Raw genomic sequence first — 17,303 nt, 5'->3', positions numbered from 1 at the left:
TAGGGTCGGGGTCTCATCGCCGGCTCACGCCTCGACCTCGGCGTCGGCGAACGCGGTGGTGTCGATGACGCAGCGGAAGTGCACGTCGCCGGCCACCACCCGGTCGTAGGCGGCGTCGACCTCGTCCAGGCCGACCTTCTCGATCCGCGCGGCGAGGCCGTGCTCGGCGCAGAAGTCGAGCATCTCCTGGGTCTGGGCGATGCCGCCGATGTTGGATCCCGAGAGCACCTTGCCGCCGCGGATCACGGAGCCGAAGTGCAGCGGCTGGGCGGCCGGCGGCAGGCCGACCACCGTCATGACGCCGCGGGGTTTGAGCAGCCCCATGTAGGCGTCCACCGGGATGTCGGCGCTGATGGTGTTGAGGATCAGGTCGAACTCGCCGCGGTGCTCCTCGAAGAAGCCCTCCTCGGTGGTGGACAGCACGCGGCTCGCACCGAGCTCCTTGGCGACCTGCTCCTTGCGCAGCGAGCGGGAGAGCACGGTGACCTCGGCGCCCTTGGCGGCGGCGATCTGCACGCCCATGTGGCCGAGCCCGCCGAGCCCCAGGATCGCGACCTTCTGGCCCTCGGAGACGTTCCACGTGGCCAGCGGGGAGTATGTGGTGATGCCGGCGCAGAGCAGGGGAGCGGCGACGTCGAAGTCGAGCGCGTCCGGGATGCGCAGCACGAAGCCCTGGTTCACCACGACCTTCTCCGCGTAGCCGCCCTGGGTGATGCTGCCGTCCACGTCCTCGGAGTCGTAGGTGCCGACGTTGCCGCGCAGGCAGTTCTGCTCCTGGTCCGCCCGGCACTCCTCGCACTCGCCGCAGGAGTCGACCAGGCAACCGACGCCGACGCGGTCCCCGACCGAGAAGCCGGTGACCTCGGAGCCCACGGCCTCCACGACGCCGGCGATCTCGTGCCCCACGGTCAGCGGGAAGTGGGCCTCGCCCCACTCGTTGCGGATGGTGTGGATGTCGCTGTGGCAGATGCCCGCGGCCTTGATGTCGATGACGACGTCGTCCGGGCGGGGATCGCGCCGTTCGATCTGCGCCACCCGGAACGGCTGGTCCGGGCCCGTCTTCTGGAGCGCCTTGACGGTGATGGGCATGCGTTTCCTCCTGATGCCTGGCGAATTGGTATCCATATATATACCTACGCTTATACGACGTCGATGTCAGCGGGGTTCGCGGAGGGGAAAGCCTGGAGAAGGCTGGGAGGAAGGAGGCGAGGACGACGAAGGCCCCGGACCGCCTGAGCGATCCGGGGCCTTCCGAGTGGTCGGGATGACAGGATTTGAACCTGCGACCTCGTCGTCCCGAACGACGCGCGCTACCAAGCTGCGCCACATCCCGATGTTGAACCTGTCCGCTGTCCGCGCCAAGCAACTTCTCAATGGTAACGGACCAGCGCGGCGGCGGCAAACCGAGGGCGCTGCAGCTCCGTGAGCGCGCCCGGCCCGCTCTCCCGGGTCGCGCTCCGGCCCGCCTCCGGGGGTGCGCTCCGGCTCGGACCCCGGACCCATCGAGCAGTCCGTCCCCGCACCTCGGCCACCGACCCGGCCCACGGCCGGGCCGGGCGGATCAGCCCTGCGACTCCTCCCAGGTCCGGTGCAGGCCCGCGAACCGCCCGCCCGCGGCGATCAGCTCGGCCGGGCTGCCGTCCTCGACCACGGAGCCCTCCTCGACCACCAGCACCCGGTCCGCGTCGAGCACCGTGGAGAGGCGGTGGGCGATGACGATCGCGGTGCGCCCGGACAGCAGCTCCCTCAGGCCGCGCTGGACCCGGCGCTCGGAGGGCAGGTCCAGGGAGGCGGTGGCCTCGTCGAGGATCAGCACGGCGGGGTCGGCGAGGAAGGCCCGGGCGAAGGAGATGAGCTGCCGCTGGCCGGAGGAGACCCGGCCGCCGCGCTTCTGCAGGTCGGTCTCGTACCCCTCCGGCAGGGCCCGGATGAACTCGTCGGCGCCGATGCGCCGCGCCGCCTCCTCGACCTCGGCCCGCGTGGCGTCCGGCCGGCCCAGCGTGATGTTCTCCGCCACCGTCCCCGAGAACAGGAAGGCCTCCTGGGTGATCATGGTGACCTCGCGCCGCAGGTCCTCGTCGCGCAGCTCGCGCAGGTCGACGCCGTCCAGGCGGATGGCGCCCCGGTCGACGTCGTAGAAGCGCGCCAGCAGCTTGGCCACCGTCGACTTCCCGGCCCCGGTCCGGCCCACCAGCGCGACCTTCTGCCCCGGCGGGATGCTCAGCGAGAGGGGGCGCAGGGCCTGCTGCCCGGCCTCGCCGCCGTAGCCGAAGGCGACGTCGTCGAACTCGATCCCGCCCCGGCTGCCGGGCCGCCCGCCGGGAGCGCGCGGGTGCTCGGGCTCGGCGACGTCGGGCTCCTCCTCCAGCAGGCCCGAGACCTTCTCCAGCGCCGCGGCCGCCGACTGGAGCGTGTTGTAGAAGTTCGACAGCTCCATCACCGGTCCGAAGATCCGCTGGGTGTAGAGCACCAGTGAGAGCAGCGTCCCGACGGCGAGGGTCCCGTCCAGGACGTTGAAGCCGCCGAGGAGCAGCACCGCGGCCACGGTGAGGTTGGACAGCAGCATGACGCCGGGCATGTAGATCCCGAAGATCCGGACGACCTTGAGGTTCTCGACGCGGTACTCGTCCGCGCTGCCCAGGTAGGCCCGACGGACCCGGGGCTGGTTCCGGAAGGCCGAGACCGCGCGGATCCCCGTCACGGTCTCCATGAACCTGCCGACCAGCCGGGCCGAGGAGACGCGCTGGGCCCGGTACTGGACCTCGGAGGCGCTGCGGAACCACAGCGTCATCGCGACCATGGGGACCATCGCCACCAGCAGCACGAGGCCGGTGCGCCAGTCCAGGAGGACTACCAGCACGCTCATCGCGACCATCGAGACCAGGGCCGAGGCGATCTGGGAGAGCCCCGAGTCGAGGAACTGCCGCATGGCCTCCAGGTCCGAGGTCAGGCGGGAGATGACGCGTCCGGAGGTGTAGGTCTCGTGGAACCGCAGGCTCAGCCGCTGGACGTGGCGGTAGGTGCGGCGCCGCAGCCGCAGGAGGATCGCCTGGGAGATCCTGGCCGTCACCGTCTCGTTGAGGTAGACGCACAACGCCGAGACCGCCGAGGAGGCGACGAAGAAGCCCGCGATCCACAGCAGCGGGGCGGGATCGCCCGCGGCCATGGCGGGGAAGCCGTGGTCGATGCCCCACCCGGTCAGGGCCGGGCCGAGCGCGCCCAGCACCTGGGCGAGGACCACGAGCAGCAGCGTCCCCAGGGCGGGCCAGATCACCGGCCGCAGCATCGAGCGCAGCAGGCGGAAGGTGCGCCGCCGGATCGCGCGGCGCTCGGCGGGGGTCAGGCGGACGGCGTCCTCTCGGCTCACCCCGCCTGCGGAGATGACGGGCCTAGGCACGGGAGCCTCCTCGGCGGGCGGCGGGGCAGTCCGGGGACGAGGCCGGCGCCTCCGCCGCGGGAGCCCCGGCGGACATGAGGTGCCGGTACTCAGGCAGCCGCATCAGCTCGGCGTGGGTCCCCGCCGCCACGAGCCGGCCCTCCTGCAGCAGCGCGACCCGGTCGGCTAGGGCCACCGTGGAGGCGCGGTGGGCGGTGATGATCGTGGTGGTCCCGCGCAGGGTGCTCCGCAGGTTCTGGACCACCGCGGCCTCCGTCTGGGTGTCGAGGGCGGAGAGGGGGTCGTCCAGCAGGAGCAGCCGGGGGTGCGGGGCGATGGCCCGGGCCAGCGCGATCCGCTGCCGCTGCCCGCCGGAGAGGCTCAGCCCCTCCTCGCCGATCCGGGTCTCGACGCCCTCGGGCAGCGCCAGCGCGAACTCGGCGGCCGCGGTCCGGAGCGCCTCGGCGAGGGCCCGCTCGCGGCGCACGGCGTCGTGCGGGGAGGAGGGCTGCGGCTCCGGCAGGCCCATGAGGACGTTCTCGCGGACCGAGGCGGAGAAGAGCGTGGGCTCCTCGAAGGCCACGGAGATCCGGGCCCGCAGCTCGTCGAGCCCCATCGCGACGACGTCGCGGCCGTCGAGCAGGATGGTGCCCGAGGTCGCCTCCCGCAGCCGCGGGATGAGGGAGAGCAGGACGGACTTGCCGGAGCCGGTCCCGCCCACCAGCGCGAGGGTCTGGCCGGGCTCGACGACGAGGTCGACGTCGCGCAGCAGCGTCGCCCCGGACGCGGACGCGGACCCGGACGCGGACCCGGACCCGGACCCGGACCCGGGCCCGGCTCCGGCCCCGCGTCCGGCCTCGGCGGCCCGCGGGGAGGCCCGGTCCTCTCCACTGCGCTCGCCGCGGTCGATGGAGGCATAGGAGCCCTCGGCGGGCAGCTCCAAGCCGACGCCGCGCAGCTCCAGCCGGGCGCCGTGTCCGGTGGTCGTGTGCCCGGTGGTCATGTGTTCGTGGGTCGTGTGCTCAACGGTCGTGGGCTCGGCGGTCGGCGTCCGCTCGCCGTCGGACGCCTCCGCGGGGTCCTCGAGCGGCACGTCCTCGGCCCCCTCGGCCCGGAGCACCTGGTAGTGGCGGTCCCGGGCCACGCGCGCGCCGAGGTACATGGTCATGATCCCCGAGGCGTCGCGCACGCGCGTGGTCACGATGACCGCGGTCGCGAAGAAGGCGACCACCGCGCCCGTGCTGATGGTGCCGCGGGCCACGAGCCAGCCGGCCAGCGCGAGGCAGACGGCCATCGCCAGCTCGGGCAGCAGCCATGTCCGGGCCGAGAGCGCCGCGAGGGTCCGGGCCCGGTCCACCTCGGTCCGGCGCAGCGCCTCGGCGCGGACGGAGAAGCGCTCCAGCGAATGCCGCCCCCGCCCCAGCGCCTTGAGCACGCGGATGCCGCGCACGCCCTCCTCGACGCCGGTGGCCAGGTCGCCTGCCTGCTGCTGGGTCCTGCGCGTCAGCGAGCGGGCGCGCGGCACGGTGCGCGCCACGACCCACACCACCGGCAGCACGGCGAGCAGGTAGATCAGCGAGAGCTGCCACGAGCTGGTGAGCATCAGGACGAGGCCGAGCGCGATGGTGGCGATCGTCGTGACGGTCTGGGCCAGGCCGAAGGAGATCCAGTGGCGGGTCAGCGAGAGGTCGGACATCGAGCGCTGGAGCAGCTGGCCGGAGGGCCACTGGTCGTGGAAGGAGCTGGGCAGGCGGAGGAGCCGGTCGAACAGCGCCATGCGCATCTGCAGCTCCACGCGGGTGGAGGGGACCAGGAGGAGGAAGCGGCGGAGCCACTGGAAGAAGACCTGCAGCAGGCCGAGGCCCGCGATGACGCCGGCGCTCAGCCAGACAGAGGCCGGGCCGGCGTCGGCCCCCAGCACCTCGTCGACGAGGTAGCGCAGGGCCTGCGGGATCGCGAGCGCCATGACGGCCCCCGCGAGGGCGCAGGCCATCCCGCCCAGGAGCTTGGCGCGGATGGGCGCCATGTACTCCGACATCAGACGATCGGCAGGGGTCGTCCTGCCCGGACGGGGTGAACGCACCCGACCAGGCTACTCCGTCACGCCGAGGCGGCGTCCCCCGCCCCGGCGGATTCATCTGAGGGCCGAGCCGTCAGGGTCACCAGGACCGCCTCGGGCGGGCAGAACAGCCGCACGGGGGCGAAGCGGGAGGTCCCCAGCCCGGCGGAGACCTGGACCGGGATGCCCTCGTCGTGGGAGACGCCCTTGGCGCGGGAGGGCGGGAGGTCGCAGTTGGAGACCAGGGCCCGCCCGCCGGGCAGGCAGATCTGGCCGCCGTGGGTGTGCCCGGCGAACACCGCCTCGGCGCCGTCCCGGGCGAAGCGCTCGAGGGTGCGCAGGTACGGGGCGTGGGCGACGCCGAGCCGCACCGACGGCGCCCCGGCCGCCTGGACCGAACCGTCCCCATCCCGCCCGGGCCGCGGGGCGAAGCCGGGATGGCGGTCGTAGCCCAGGTGGGGGTCGTCCACGCCGGAGAAGTCGATCCGCACGCCGTTGACCACGAGCTCGCCGGTGGTGTTGACCAGCCCCAGCCAGCCGCGGGCGTCGAAGGCCTCGTGCATCTCGCGGAACGGCAGCAGCGCGGCGGGGTCCTCGCGGCGCCGTCCGACGCCGGTCCCCAGGCTGGTGTGCAGCCACAGGTAGCGCGCGGGGTTCTTCGGCTGAGGGGCGAAGTAGCAGTTCGACCCCGGCACGTAGGCCCCCGGCAGGTCCAGCAGCGGATCCAGCGCCTCGAGGAGCCAGGGGAGGGCATCCAGGTGGCTGAAGTTGTCCCCGGTGTCCAGCACCAGGTCGGGCTCCAGCTCGGCGAGGCCGCGCACGAAGTCGACCTTGCGCCGCTGCCCCGGGATCATGTGCAGGTCCGACAGGTGCAGGACGCGGACGTCGCGGGCCCCCGGGGGCAGCACGGCCAGGGTCTCGCGGCGCACATGGAAGCGGTTCAGCTCCACGAAGCGCCCGTAGGCCAGGGTCGCGCCCGCGGCCGCGGCGCCCGCGCCCAGCAGGGTCATGGCGCCGCGGAGGGCCTGCCCCCCACCGGTGCGGACGCTGCGCCCGCGATCGTCGGACATCGTGGGCTAGGCCTTATCCGACTCGATGTCGTCCCCGCGGACCTTCTCGGAGGGGTCCGTGAACCGGTCGGTGTTGTGGTCGCCCTTGACGGCGTTCATGTAGCGCTGCCACTGCATGCCGGCGAAGGAGGAGCCGTCCACGTACTCGCGGGACTGGCCGCCGATGTTGAGGCCGTTCAGGGAGCGGCTCTGCTCGTTGACGTTGCCGACCCACGAGGCGGTGGAGATGCCGCGGGTGTACCCGACCATCCAGGTCTGGGTCGAGTTGTCGGTGGTGCCGGTCTTGGCGGCGGAGGCGTCGTCGAGGTCGATGTCCCGCTCGTAGCCGGAGCCGCGCTTCAGGACCTCCTTGAGGACGTAGTTGACGCCCCGGGCGACGTCCTGGTCCAGCGCCTGGTTGCACTGGCTCGCGGGCATCTCGATGTTCTGGCCGCGGCGGTCGGTCACGCTCTGGATCGCGCGCGGCTGGCAGTACTTGCCCTCGGCGGAGAAGGTCGCGAAGGCGTTGGCCATGGACATCGGGGTGACCTGCGAGGTGCCGATCAGCGAGGCGAGCGACTGCTCGGTCGCGATGCGGGTCCGCTGGGCCGGGTTGTCCTCGGAGGGGGTGGTCACGCCGAGGTCCTCGGCGGTGTCTCCGATGCCGCACAGGTCCAGGTACTCGGCCGTGGCGTACAGGGCCGAGTTGATGGAGTTGTAGATGCCCTCGTTGACGGTCATCTGCCGCTCGTACCCGGAGGTGGCGTTCTGGAAGGACCAGGCCCCGTTGGCGCCGGGGTTGATGACCCTGCCGCCGTCCACGCAGGAGGCGTTCCAGGCGGTACCGGCGGGATAGCTCAGGCGCCTGGCGTCGATCTGTGCGTTGACGCCGTTGCCCTCCTTGATCCACTGGGCGAGCGTGAAGGGCTTGAAGGTCGATCCCGGCTGGAAGCCGGGGGTGCCGCCCACGGCGGTGTCCACGTTGTAGTTGTACAGGGTGTTGCTGGCCCCCTCCTCGCCGGCGTAGTTGGAGTTCTGCGCCATGGCCAGGACGTTGCCGGTGCCCGGCTCGACCGAGACCAGCGAGGTGTTCACGCCGTCGGTGTTGGAGTCCAGCGGCTGGGTCTGCTCGACCTGCCGCTGCGCCTCGCGCTGGGCCTTCATGTCCAGGGTGGTCTTGATCGTCAGGCCGCCGCGGGTGAGCTGGACCTGGCGGTCCTCGGGCGTGTCGCCGAAGGAGTCGTCCTGGAGCACGAGGTTCTGGACGTAGTCGCAGAAGTACGGGGCGTCATCGGCCGCGGTGCAGCCGGAGCGGGTCTCGTGGATGTCGAGGTCGAGGCCGGAGTCGACGGCGGCGTCGTACTCGGCCTGGGTGATGCGGTCGTTCTGCAGCATCGTGTACAGCACGGTGTTGCGGCGCTCGGTCGCGGCGTCGGGGTTGACCGTGGGGTCGTAGTAGGTGGGGGACTGCACCATGCCGGCCAGCAGCGCCGACTGCTGGATGCTCAGCTGCGAGGCGTCGACGCCCCAGTAGTACTGGGCCGCGGCCTGCACCCCGTAGTTGCTGCCGCCGTAGTTCACGATGTTCAGGTAGCCGTTGAGGATCTCGTCCTTCGACTTGTTCTGCTCCATCGAGATGGCGAGCTTCATCTCCTTGATCTTGTCCATCAGCCCCTTGTTGGAGCCCATCGTCTCGTACGGGTCCCCGCCGTTCTGGGTGGCCGAGTCGATCAGCAGGTTATTGACGTACTGCTGGGTGATCGTCGAGGCGCCCTGGCGGCTGTTGGGGTTGACGATGTTGTTCAGGAAGGCGCGGCCGATGCCCATGGCGTCGACGCCGCCGTGCTCGTAGAAGTCGTCGTCCTCGATGGACAGCTGCGCATCGACCATGTTCTCCGAGATCTCGTCCAGCGGGACCTCGTCGCGGTTCTCCGAGTAGAACGTGGCGATCTGCTCGCCGTCTCCGGCGAGCACCACGGAGGGCTGGGAGAGCGGGCCCTCCGAGAGGTCGTCCGGCAGACCCTTGAACCAGTTGATCGAGGCGTTGGCGGTCAGCCCGAGCGCGGCGGTCGGCGGGATCAGCAGACCAGCGGTCACGAAGCCGGCCACGATGCTCAGCGCGATGAACTGGGTGAGGTCGCTCAGCGGGCGCCGGCCGCGCTTGCCGGGAGGTGTGGTCGATGAAGCCATGCGCACCAGGATACAAGTCAATCCTGAGAGCCCCTATCGAGGAGGCCGCCCGCGTCGCGTGTGACATCCGGCGCCCCGCCCGCCTCCCCTGCCCGCGGCCCGGGGGAATAGCGCGCGCCGGGGCCCGCGGATAGGCTGGGGCACATGGAGAAATGGGAATACGCAACCGTGCCGCTGATGATCCACGCGACCAAGCAGATCCTGGACAACTGGGGCGAGGACGGCTGGGAGCTCGTGACCGTGCTGCCCGGCTCTGCTCCCGCCGGGGAGACGCCGTCGGGCAACATGGTGGCGCCGACGCAGTCCAACCCGATCGCGTACTTCAAGCGCCGGAAGGAGGCCTGAGATGGGCGCGTCGCAGGTGGAGGCCCGCCTCGCCGAGGCCGGCCTGACGGTCCCCGACGTCGCGACGCCGGTCGCGGCCTACGTCCCGGCGGTCACCTCGGGACACTACGTCTACACCTCCGGCCAGATCCCCGTCCGGGACGGGAAGGTCGAGGTGACCGGGAAGGTCTCGGCGACGGGGGAGCCGGGCACCGTCAGCCTCGAGGAGGCGCAGCGCCAGGCCCAGACCTGCGCGCTGAACACCCTCGCCGCCGTCAAGTCCGCGATCGGGGACCTCGACCGCGTCCGGCGGGTGGTGAAGGTCACGGGGTTCGTCAGCTCGGATCCCGGCTTCACCGACCAGGCGCTGGTGCTCAACGGCGCCTCGGAGCTGTACCGGGAGGCCTTCGGGGAGGCGGGGGTGCACTCCCGCTCAGCGGTCGGCGTCGCCGTGCTGCCGCTGGACGTGCCCGTGGAAGTGGAACTGATCGTTGAATACGCATGACGCATCCCTCGGGCCTGTGACCGGCCCGGTGGACGGCGGCGCGGGGCGCCCGACCTGTTCGGGCGCCCCGCGCCGGTTCGCGTTGTCCTCCCGTGAGACGGCCGCGGCCCGGGCCTGGCTCGAGGAGGGCGAGCAGGTTCCCAGCTGCCCCCTGCGGACCGCCGCCTCGGTGGTCTACACCCGCGAGGGCGAGGACGGGCTGGAGACCTTCCTGACCTATCGTCCGACGCCGGCCTCGCCGCTGGGCAGGGTCGGGTTCCCGGGCGGCGTCGTCGAGCCCCGGGACGGCGAGCCGATCGGCTGGTACGGTCCCACGCCCGAGCAGTGGGCGCAGAAGTTCGGCGGGGAGGACCTGAGCCTCGCCCGCGGGGCGGTGGTGGCCGCCATCCGGGAGAGCTTCGAGGAGATCGGGATCCTGCTGGCCGGGCCGGATCAGCTCGCCACCGTGGAGCACAACGAGGCCAGCGAGACCATGGCCAGCCGCGAGGCGGTGGCCGGGCAGGAGCTCAGCTTCGCGGACCACCTCCGGCGGGGCGGGCTCAAGCTGCGCACGGACCTGCTCAAGCCGCTGGGCCGCTGGCAGTCGCCGGACTTCAGCCACCGGCGCTTCGACACGCACTACTTCGCCGCGGCGGTGCCCGTGGGGCAGCGGGCGCGGCTGCTCGGCTCCAAGGGGGTGTGGGGCCGCTGGGTCAGCGCCCGAGCCCTGATGCGGGATCCGGAGTCGACGGCCCTCGGCGAGGAGATCGAGACGCCGGAGACCCGGGGGCAGCGGGTCGCGGACCTCGTCACGCCCGGCTGCCTGTGCCTCCTGGAGTCGCTGAGCCGGTGCGAGACCACGGTCGCGTTCCTGACTCGCAAGCGTCCCGTGCGGGTGAAGAAGGCGGAGCTGGTCCGGGCCGAGGGCGGGCTGTTCCTGGAGTTCACCCCGCCGCCCGATTTCAGCCGGGCCCGGGAGAAGGGCGCCTGAGCGGTGCCGCCGGGGACGGCGGATCCGCGGGCGGGGCGGATCTCCTCATCTACGACTGAGGGGCCGGGGGATGATCCCCCGGCCCCTCGTGCGTGCTCCCGTGAGGAACGGGTCAGCGGCTGCGCTGGCGCAGGCGCTGCAGGTCCAGGATCACCACGGCGCGGGCCTCCAGGCGGATCCAGCCGCGCTGGACGAACTCCGCCAGGGCCTTGTTGACGGTCTCGCGCGAGGCGCCGACGAGCTGCGCGAGCTCCTCCTGCGTGAGCTCGTGCGCGACCAGGATGCCGTCGGTGGCGGGGCGGCCGAAGCGGTCCGCGAGGTCCAGGAGCGCCTTGGCGACGCGGCCCGGGACGTCCGAGAAGACCAGGTCTGCGAGGTTCTCGTTGGAGCGGCGCAGACGCCGCGCGAGCGCCTGAAGCACCTGGGCGGAGATCGAGGGGCTGCGCTCCATGGCCTTCTTCAGGCTCGAGTGCTTGACCCCGGCCAGGCGCGCCTCGGAGACCGCGGTCGCCGAGGTGGAGCGGGGGCCCGGGTCGAAGAGGGCCATCTCGCCGAAGATCTCGCCCGGCCCCATGATGGCCACGAGGTTCTCACGGCCGTCGGAGGCGGTGCGGCCCAGCTTGATCTTCCCCGAGATGACGAAGTACAGCTGGTCGCCGGGATCGCCCTCGTAGAAGAGCGAGGCGCCGCGGGAGAGGTCCACCTCGGTGAGCTCGTCGGTCAGGGCCGCGAAGGCCTCGTCGTCCAGGGAGGCGAAGAGGGGCGCTCGGCGCAGAACCTCAATATCCATAATTCTCCTTGTGCAGGCATGCGATGAGACGGCGAATCGGCAGGGGCCGCGATTTCCCGAAGGGGCCGCGAGGCCTAAAACCGCCGAGTCGTCGACCGGGATTTCCTTACCACTGTATAAGTTGAAGGTTGAATATGCCACATGCGGGCGGGAATCGGGTGAAACCGGGATCCGCCGCTCAGCACGGTTCAAGCTCGCTGTCAGGAATCCCGCCTACACTAGGGGCTCACCGTTCCGTCGTCCCGCCTCCGCGCGGGCGGGGGAGACCCCGTGCCCCGGAGGCCTCTCCCCACACCCAGATAGGCGCCGATGCTCCAGAACCTCACCGTGCTCGACTGGATCCTGCTCGTGGTCCTGCTGCTCTATCTCGTCGGCGGGTACGCGCGGGGATTCTTCATGACCCTGGGCTCGGTCATCGGATTCGCGGCGGGCGCCGTCGCGGCCTTCTATCTCACGCCGATGCTGGTGGAGATGGCGAGCGGGTGGTGGCGCCTGCTGGTGGCGGTGATCAGCATCCTGGTGCTGATCGCGGTCGGGCAGGTGCTCGGGGCCATGATCGCCCGGCCGTTCCGCAGGCTCTCGGACCGCACCGGCCTGGGCTTCATCGAGCGAATCGCCGGAGCTATTCTCAACGTGCTCGCCTGCGCATTGGTGATCGTCATTCTGAGTTTCTCCGCAGGACAGCTCGGAGTTGCGTCCATCACCATGGCAATTAACAATTCCCGGGTGATTTCGACGCTCGAATCCTGGACGCCGGCGGGCGTGCAGCAGGCCATCGCCCAGGCCCGGGCCGCCGTCCTCGCGCAGTCGGGCATCCCGGAGGTCTCCGAGCGGCTGTTCCCCGAGCAGCAGGCGCCCTCCGAGACGGTCCGGAACGATGCGCTCACGGCCGCCTCCGACTCCGTCATGCGGGTCAACGGCACGGCGGAGGCCTGCCGCCAGAACCAGTCGGGCTCGGGCTTCGTCGCGGCCGAGGGCCTCGTGGTCACCAACGCGCACGTCGTCTCGGGCGTCGACGAGCCCCTGGTGGAGGCCCCGGGCGGGCGGACCTACCGGGGCGACGTCGTGTACTTCGACCCGGACACCGACCTCGCCGTGATCTCCGCCCCGGACCTCCCCACGGAGCCCCTGGAGACCGGCGGCTACGCCGCGGAGGGCGACCTCACGACCTTCATGGGCTACCCGCTCGGCGGGCCCTTCAAGTCCTCCTCCGCGACCGTCCAGGGGCTGGGGTACACCTCGACGGTCTCGGAGGGGCAGCCGAGCGTGCCCCGCGAGGTCTATCAGCTGGCCGCGGACGTCCAGCAGGGCAACTCCGGCGGCCCGCTGCTGGACCAGGACGGACGCGTGATCGGCGTGATCTTCGCGAAGGCCTCCGGCGGGGAGACGGGCTACGCGCTCTCCCTCACCGAGCTGGACCCCGTGCTGGACCAGCTGGGCTCGCTCACCGCCCCCGTCAGCACCGGCGCGTGCACGCGGGGCTGACCGGTGGCGCGGGGCCTCGGCGCCGGGAGGCGGGCGACGTCGTCGGGTCCAGGGTCCTTCAGCGGCGGGCGAGGTGGTCCAGGGCCATCAGGTAGCCCTGCGGCCCGGCGCCGGCGATCACGACCTCCGCCTGGGGCGAGATGAACGAGCGGTGGCGGAACCCCTCCCGGCGGTGCACGTTGGAGAGGTGGACCTCGACGACCGGCAGCTCGGCGGCCTCCAGCGCGTCGTGCAGCGCGACCGAGGTGTGGGTGTAGGCGGCGGCGTTGATGACGATGCCGGCGGCCTCGGTGCGAGCGCGCTGGATCTCGTCGACCAGGGCGCCCTCGTGGTTGGACTGCATGAACTCGACCTCGAGGCCCAGCCGCCCGGCGTGCTCCCGGACCGAGCGCTCGAGATCGGCGAGCGTGGCGTGCCCGTAGACCTCCGGCCTGCGGGTGCCGAGCAGGTTCAGGTTGGGGCCGTTGAGGACGAAGATCGGTTTGCTCATGGTCCCATTGTGCCCTCCGCTCGCCTTCTCGCGCTCAGGGCGGGGCCGCCCGGACGGCGCACCGCCCGCCCCGGCGCGCGTGCGGCCGGGACGGGCGGTGCGCTGCCTCGTCAGCTCTGGGGCGGGCGGTGCCCTCCCGCGTCAGCTCTGGAGCGATCGGGTGATCTGGTCCATGACCGTCTGGTCGGCCAGGGTCGAGACGTCGCCCACCGGGCGCTCCTCGGCCACGTCCTTGAGCAGGCGGCGCATGATCTTCCCCGAGCGGGTCTTGGGCAGCTCGGGCACGATCAGCACCTTCTTGGGCTTGGCGATCGGGGAGATCTCCTCGCCGACGTGGGCCCGGATCTCCTGGCTCAACTCCTCCTTGTCGCGGCCCTCCTCGACGGCGGCGTCGGAGAGGATCACGAAGGCGAAGACGGCCTGGCCGGTGGTCTCGTCCGCCGCGCCGACCACGGCCGCCTCCGCGACCGCGGGGTGGGAGACCAGCGCGGACTCGATCTCCGGCGTCGAGAGCCGGTGCCCGGAGACGTTCATGACGTCGTCCACGCGGCCCAGGACCCAGATGTCGCCGTCCTCGTCGCGCTTGGCGCCGTCGCCGGCGAAGTAGGTGCCCCGGTCGAAGCGGGACCAGTAGGTGTCGATGAACCGCTGGTCGTCGCCCCAGATGGTGCGCAGCATCGAGGGCCAGGGCCGGGTCAGCACCAGCAGCCCCTGCTTCTCCTGCTCCAGCTCCCCGCCCATCTCGTCCACGACGTCGGCGTGGATGCCCGGCAGCGGGCGCTGGGCGGATCCCGGCTTGGCCTCGGTGACGCCGGGCAGCTGGGAGATCATGATCGCGCCGGTCTCGGTCTGCCACCAGGTGTCCACGATCGGGCAGCGGCCGTGGCCGATCACCCGGTGGAACCACATCCAGGCCTCGGGGTTGATGGCCTCGCCGACGGTGCCGAGCAGGCGCAGCGAGCCGAGGTCGTACTCGTCCGGGATCTCCTCGCCCCACTTCATCATGGTGCGGATCGCGGTGGGGGAGGTGTAGAGGATGCTGACGCCGTAGCGGTCCACGATCTCCCAGAAGCGCCCGCGGTGCGGGGAGTCGGGGGTGCCCTCGTAGATCACCTGGGTGGCGCCATTGAGCAGCGGGCCGTAGACGATGTAGGTGTGCCCGGTGACCCAGCCGACGTCGGCGGTGCACCAGTAGACGTCCGTCTCGGGCTTGAGGTCGAAGACGTTGCGGTGGGTGAACGCCGCCTGGGTGAGGTAGCCGCCGGTGGTGTGCAGGATGCCCTTGGGCTTGCCGGTGGTGCCGGAGGTGTACAGGATGAACAGCGGGTCCTCGGCGCCCTGCGGGACCGGCGTGTGCTGGCTGGAGGCCTGCCCGACCGTCTCGTGCCACCAGAGGTCGCGGCCGTTGGCCCACTCGACGTCCTCGCCGTTGCGCTGCACGACCAGGACGTGCTCCACGCTCGAGGCGCCGTCGCCCAGCGCGCGGTCCACGGCGGGCTTGAGCGTGGTGGGCTTGCCGCGGCGGTAGGAGCCGTCGGCGGTGACCACGAGCTTGGCCTGTCCGTCGTCGATCCGGGAGCGCAGGGCCTCGGCGGAGAAGCCGCCGAAGACCACCGAGTGGATGGCCCCGATCCTGGCGCAGGCGAGCATGGTGATCACGGCCTCGGGGATCATCGGCAGATAGACCGCGACCCGGTCGCCCTTGGTCACCCCGAGGTGCTCGAAGGTGTTCGCGGCCCGGGAGACCGCGTCCTTGAGGTCGGCGTAGGTGTACTCGGCGCGGTCGCCCGGCTCGCCCTCGAAGTGGAGGGCGACACGGTCGCCGTGCCCGGCCTCGACGTGGCGGTCCACGGCGTTGTAGGCCGCGTTGAGGGTGCCGTCCCGGAACCACTTCGCGAACGGCGGGTTCGACCAGTCAAGCGTCTCGGTGAAGTCGGTGTCCCAGTCCAGCAGCGCGCGCGACTGCTCGGCCCAGAACTCGGGGCCCTTCTCCTCGGCCTCGTCGTACATCGCCGCGGTGGCGTTGGCCTGCGCCGCGAACTCCTCGGTGGGCGGGAAGGTCTGCCGGGTCTCGCTCATGATTCCCCTTTCCTGTCGGTGCGGATGAGGCGTGCCAGCGCACCGGCAGCCCCGGGCCGGTGATGCGGCCCACGTCTTCACGGATTCAACTCTATCCGAGGCTCGTGACGGCGATCACCCGGCGGGACCGTGTTTCACGGGACGAGAAACCGCGCCCGAGCCGGGGCCCGGGGCGCGGGTACGCTGGGGGACCATGAGCGCATCGCACCAGGAGAGCAGCACGGACGTGAGCTTGGAGATCCGCCACGTCCCCGAGGCGAAGGCCCGCGCCGGGGCCGCGCGGCGGCGTCGGAGCGGCGTGGCGGAGACCCGGCTGGGCCTGGTCCGCCGCGCCCGGCGGATCGACCGGATCCTGGGCGAGACCTACCCGTACGCCGTCGCGGAGCTCGACTTCGAGAACCCCTATCAGCTGCTGGTCGCGACCGTGCTCTCGGCGCAGACCACGGACGTCAAGGTGAACTCGGTGACGCCCGCGCTGTTCGCCGCGTACCCGGACGCTGAGGCGCTGGCGAACGCCTCGCACGAGGCGGTGGAGGAGATCGTGCGCCCGCTCGGCTTCTACCGGGCCAAGACCCGCTCCATCGTGAAGCTCGCGAACCAGCTGGTGGACGAGCACGACGGCGAGGTGCCCGGCGAGCTCGAGGCGCTGACGGGACTGGCCGGCGTCGGGCGCAAGACGGCCTTCGTGGTGCTGGGCAACGCCTTCGGCCGGCCCGGCATCACCGTGGACACCCACTTCGGGCGGCTGGCGCGCAGGTTCGGCTTCACCGAGCAGACCGACCCGGTGAAGGTCGAGGCCGACGTCGTCGCCCTCTTCGAGCCCCGCGACTGGACGGACCTCTCCCACCACCTGATCTACCACGGGCGGCGCATCTGCCACGCGCGGGTCCCCGCCTGCGGGGTCTGCCCGGTGGCGGACCTGTGCCCCTCCTACGGGGTGGGGGAGACCGACGAGACGGCCGCCGCGGCGCTGCAGCAGTACGAGTTCGCCCCCGGCCGCGAGGAGCTGCACCGCCGCTTCCTCGAGGGCGCGACGCGGCGGGAGCTCCGGGCCGAGGGGTACGGCCTTGGCGCCTGAGCGGAGAGGGCCGGGGGACCCCGGCGGCGCGGAGCGGGACGTCGGGCGGGACGCCGGACGAGCGGACCAGGCCCCCGGGCGGGATGTCGAAGGAACGGACCGGGCCGCCGGATGGGAGCCGGGGGACGGCGCGGGTCGGCGGGAGCGCGATGCGGCGGCGACTCCGCCCGTCGAGCGGGCCCGCAGGACCCTGGAGCGCCTGGCCGAGCGCGGGCCCGAGGTGCTCATGGAGGACCGCGAGCCCTGGCGGATCGGCGGCCTGGACCCGGCGTCGGCCCGCGAGGCCGCGGTCCTGATCCTCTTCGGCGTCCTGGACAGCGACGACGCCCGCGCCCGCCCCGAGTCCCTCGCGGGCGCCGCGGAGCGGATCGGGGCGGAGCTGGACGTGCTGATCGTGGTGCGCGCCGGATCCCTGCGCCAGCACGCCGGCCAGCCGGCCTTCCCCGGCGGGAAGCTGGACCCGGAGGACGCCGACGCGCCGGACCCCTACGTCGAGGCCGCCCTGCGCGAGGCGGTGGAGGAGACCGGGCTGGACCGGGACGGCGTCGAGGTCCTGGGCAAGCTCGCGCCGGTGCCGCTGCCGGTCAGCAACTTCATGGTGATGCCGGTGCTCGGCTGGTGGACCCGGCCCACCCCCGTCCAGGCGGTGGACCGGGGCGAGTCCTCCCTGGTCTTCAGGGTCCCGGTGCTGGATCTCGTCGACCCCGGGCGGCGCCATTCCGCGACCGTGACCCGCGGCGGCATGACCTACCGCTCCCCGGCCTTCACGGCGCCTTCGGAGGAGGGCGACGTCGTCATCTGGGGGTTCACCGGCATCCTGCTGGACCGCATCCTGGACGAGACCGGGTGGGCCCTTCCGTGGGACGCCTCGCGGAGGATCCCGGCGCCGCTGTGAGCGGGGAGGCCGA

The 17,303-nt window shown here is 72.0% G+C and carries 14 protein-coding genes and 1 tRNA gene; 6 read left to right on the top strand and 9 right to left on the bottom strand.

Annotation, left to right across the window (positions count from 1 at the left end; translation table 11 throughout):
* Positions 1-24: 24 nt before the first annotated feature.
* The 6 genes from EWV39_RS01700 to EWV39_RS01675 form a co-directional block, all read right to left on the bottom strand.
* A complete protein-coding gene (locus EWV39_RS01700) occupies positions 25-1,089 on the bottom strand; it encodes an NAD(P)-dependent alcohol dehydrogenase (protein WP_129656566.1) in 1,065 nt (354 codons plus the stop codon).
* Between the two features lie 167 nt (positions 1,090-1,256).
* Positions 1,257-1,333 (bottom strand) — tRNA-Pro (locus EWV39_RS01695).
* A gap of 228 nt (positions 1,334-1,561) precedes the next feature.
* A complete protein-coding gene (locus tag EWV39_RS01690; RefSeq protein WP_238147965.1) occupies positions 1,562-3,397 on the bottom strand; it encodes an ABC transporter ATP-binding protein in 1,836 nt (611 codons plus the stop codon).
* Positions 3,390-5,402, bottom strand: coding sequence for an ABC transporter ATP-binding protein (locus tag EWV39_RS14060; protein WP_165313076.1), 2,013 nt, complete (start codon positions 5,400-5,402; stop codon positions 3,390-3,392). Before EWV39_RS14060 ends, EWV39_RS01690 begins: the two co-directional genes overlap by 8 nt.
* Positions 5,403-5,476: 74 nt before the next feature.
* Positions 5,477-6,505 (bottom strand): metallophosphoesterase, encoded by a 1,029-nt coding sequence (locus EWV39_RS01680; RefSeq protein ID WP_129656564.1) that lies wholly within the window; start codon positions 6,503-6,505, stop codon positions 5,477-5,479.
* Between the two features lie 6 nt (positions 6,506-6,511).
* A complete protein-coding gene (locus EWV39_RS01675; RefSeq protein ID WP_129656563.1) occupies positions 6,512-8,674 on the bottom strand; it encodes a transglycosylase domain-containing protein in 2,163 nt (720 codons plus the stop codon).
* Between the two features lie 144 nt (positions 8,675-8,818).
* On the opposite strand from EWV39_RS01675, the gene EWV39_RS01670 reads away from it, so the two are divergent.
* The 3 genes from EWV39_RS01670 (at position 8,819) to EWV39_RS01660 (ending at position 10,473) form a co-directional block, all read left to right on the top strand.
* Positions 8,819-9,019, top strand: coding sequence for a DUF4177 domain-containing protein (locus tag EWV39_RS01670; RefSeq protein WP_129656562.1), 201 nt, complete (start codon positions 8,819-8,821; stop codon positions 9,017-9,019).
* Position 9,020: 1 nt separating this feature from the next.
* Positions 9,021-9,503 (top strand): RidA family protein, encoded by a 483-nt coding sequence (locus EWV39_RS01665; protein ID WP_129656561.1) that lies wholly within the window; start codon positions 9,021-9,023, stop codon positions 9,501-9,503.
* 82 nt (positions 9,504-9,585) lie between these two features.
* A complete protein-coding gene (locus EWV39_RS01660) occupies positions 9,586-10,473 on the top strand; it encodes an NUDIX hydrolase (RefSeq protein WP_129656560.1) in 888 nt (295 codons plus the stop codon).
* 112 nt (positions 10,474-10,585) lie between these two features.
* Here the strand turns inward: EWV39_RS01660 and EWV39_RS01655 are convergent, their stop codons facing one another.
* Complete coding sequence (locus tag EWV39_RS01655; RefSeq protein ID WP_129656559.1) at positions 10,586-11,263, bottom strand: Crp/Fnr family transcriptional regulator; 678 nt, start codon at positions 11,261-11,263, stop codon at positions 10,586-10,588.
* A 309-nt stretch (positions 11,264-11,572) separates the two neighbouring features.
* On the opposite strand from EWV39_RS01655, the gene EWV39_RS01650 reads away from it, so the two are divergent.
* Positions 11,573-12,748, top strand: a complete 1,176-nt coding sequence (locus EWV39_RS01650) for a MarP family serine protease (RefSeq protein ID WP_129656558.1) — start codon at positions 11,573-11,575, stop codon at positions 12,746-12,748.
* A 58-nt stretch (positions 12,749-12,806) separates the two neighbouring features.
* Here the strand turns inward: EWV39_RS01650 and aroQ are convergent, their stop codons facing one another.
* Positions 12,807-13,238, bottom strand: a complete 432-nt coding sequence (aroQ, locus tag EWV39_RS01645; RefSeq protein ID WP_129656557.1) for a type II 3-dehydroquinate dehydratase — start codon at positions 13,236-13,238, stop codon at positions 12,807-12,809.
* Between the two features lie 141 nt (positions 13,239-13,379).
* Positions 13,380-15,317 (bottom strand): acetate--CoA ligase, encoded by a 1,938-nt coding sequence (gene acs / locus EWV39_RS01640; protein WP_129656556.1) that lies wholly within the window; start codon positions 15,315-15,317, stop codon positions 13,380-13,382.
* Between the two features lie 193 nt (positions 15,318-15,510).
* Between acs and nth the strand changes: the two genes are divergently transcribed.
* Both nth and EWV39_RS01630 read left to right on the top strand, forming a co-directional pair.
* Positions 15,511-16,395 carry an endonuclease III gene (gene nth / locus EWV39_RS01635; RefSeq protein ID WP_129656555.1) on the top strand — a complete coding sequence of 295 codons (885 nt, stop codon included), beginning with the start codon at positions 15,511-15,513 and terminating at the stop codon, positions 16,393-16,395.
* Positions 16,385-17,290 carry an NUDIX hydrolase gene (locus tag EWV39_RS01630; RefSeq protein ID WP_238147964.1) on the top strand — a complete coding sequence of 302 codons (906 nt, stop codon included), beginning with the start codon at positions 16,385-16,387 and terminating at the stop codon, positions 17,288-17,290. Before nth ends, EWV39_RS01630 begins: the two co-directional genes overlap by 11 nt.
* Positions 17,291-17,303 lie beyond the last annotated feature (13 nt).

The organism is Rothia halotolerans (assembly GCF_004136635.1).
Taxonomy (GTDB): domain Bacteria; phylum Actinomycetota; class Actinomycetes; order Actinomycetales; family Micrococcaceae; genus Rothia; species Rothia halotolerans.
Note: the sequence above shows the minus strand (reverse complement) of the source record. Positions and strands in the feature narration are given on the sequence as shown.

Excerpts from the sequence above, each read along its gene's own strand:
- nth (WP_129656555.1), top strand. The coding sequence starts at position 15,511 with ATGAGCGCATCGCACCAGGAGAGCAGCACGGACGTGAGCTTGGAGATC.
- EWV39_RS01670 (WP_129656562.1), top strand. The coding sequence starts at position 8,819 with ATGGAGAAATGGGAATACGCAACCGTGCCGCTGATGATCCACGCGACC.
- aroQ (WP_129656557.1), bottom strand. The coding sequence starts at position 13,238 with ATGAGCAAACCGATCTTCGTCCTCAACGGCCCCAACCTGAACCTGCTC.
- EWV39_RS14060 (WP_165313076.1), bottom strand. The coding sequence starts at position 5,402 with ATGGCGCCCATCCGCGCCAAGCTCCTGGGCGGGATGGCCTGCGCCCTC.
- EWV39_RS01680 (WP_129656564.1), bottom strand. The coding sequence starts at position 6,505 with ATGTCCGACGATCGCGGGCGCAGCGTCCGCACCGGTGGGGGGCAGGCC.
- acs (WP_129656556.1), bottom strand. The coding sequence starts at position 15,317 with ATGAGCGAGACCCGGCAGACCTTCCCGCCCACCGAGGAGTTCGCGGCG.
- EWV39_RS01675 (WP_129656563.1), bottom strand. The coding sequence starts at position 8,674 with ATGGCTTCATCGACCACACCTCCCGGCAAGCGCGGCCGGCGCCCGCTG.
- EWV39_RS01655 (WP_129656559.1), bottom strand. The coding sequence starts at position 11,263 with ATGGATATTGAGGTTCTGCGCCGAGCGCCCCTCTTCGCCTCCCTGGAC.
- EWV39_RS01650 (WP_129656558.1), top strand. The coding sequence starts at position 11,573 with ATGCTCCAGAACCTCACCGTGCTCGACTGGATCCTGCTCGTGGTCCTG.
- EWV39_RS01665 (WP_129656561.1), top strand. The coding sequence starts at position 9,021 with ATGGGCGCGTCGCAGGTGGAGGCCCGCCTCGCCGAGGCCGGCCTGACG.
- EWV39_RS01700 (WP_129656566.1), bottom strand. The coding sequence starts at position 1,089 with ATGCCCATCACCGTCAAGGCGCTCCAGAAGACGGGCCCGGACCAGCCG.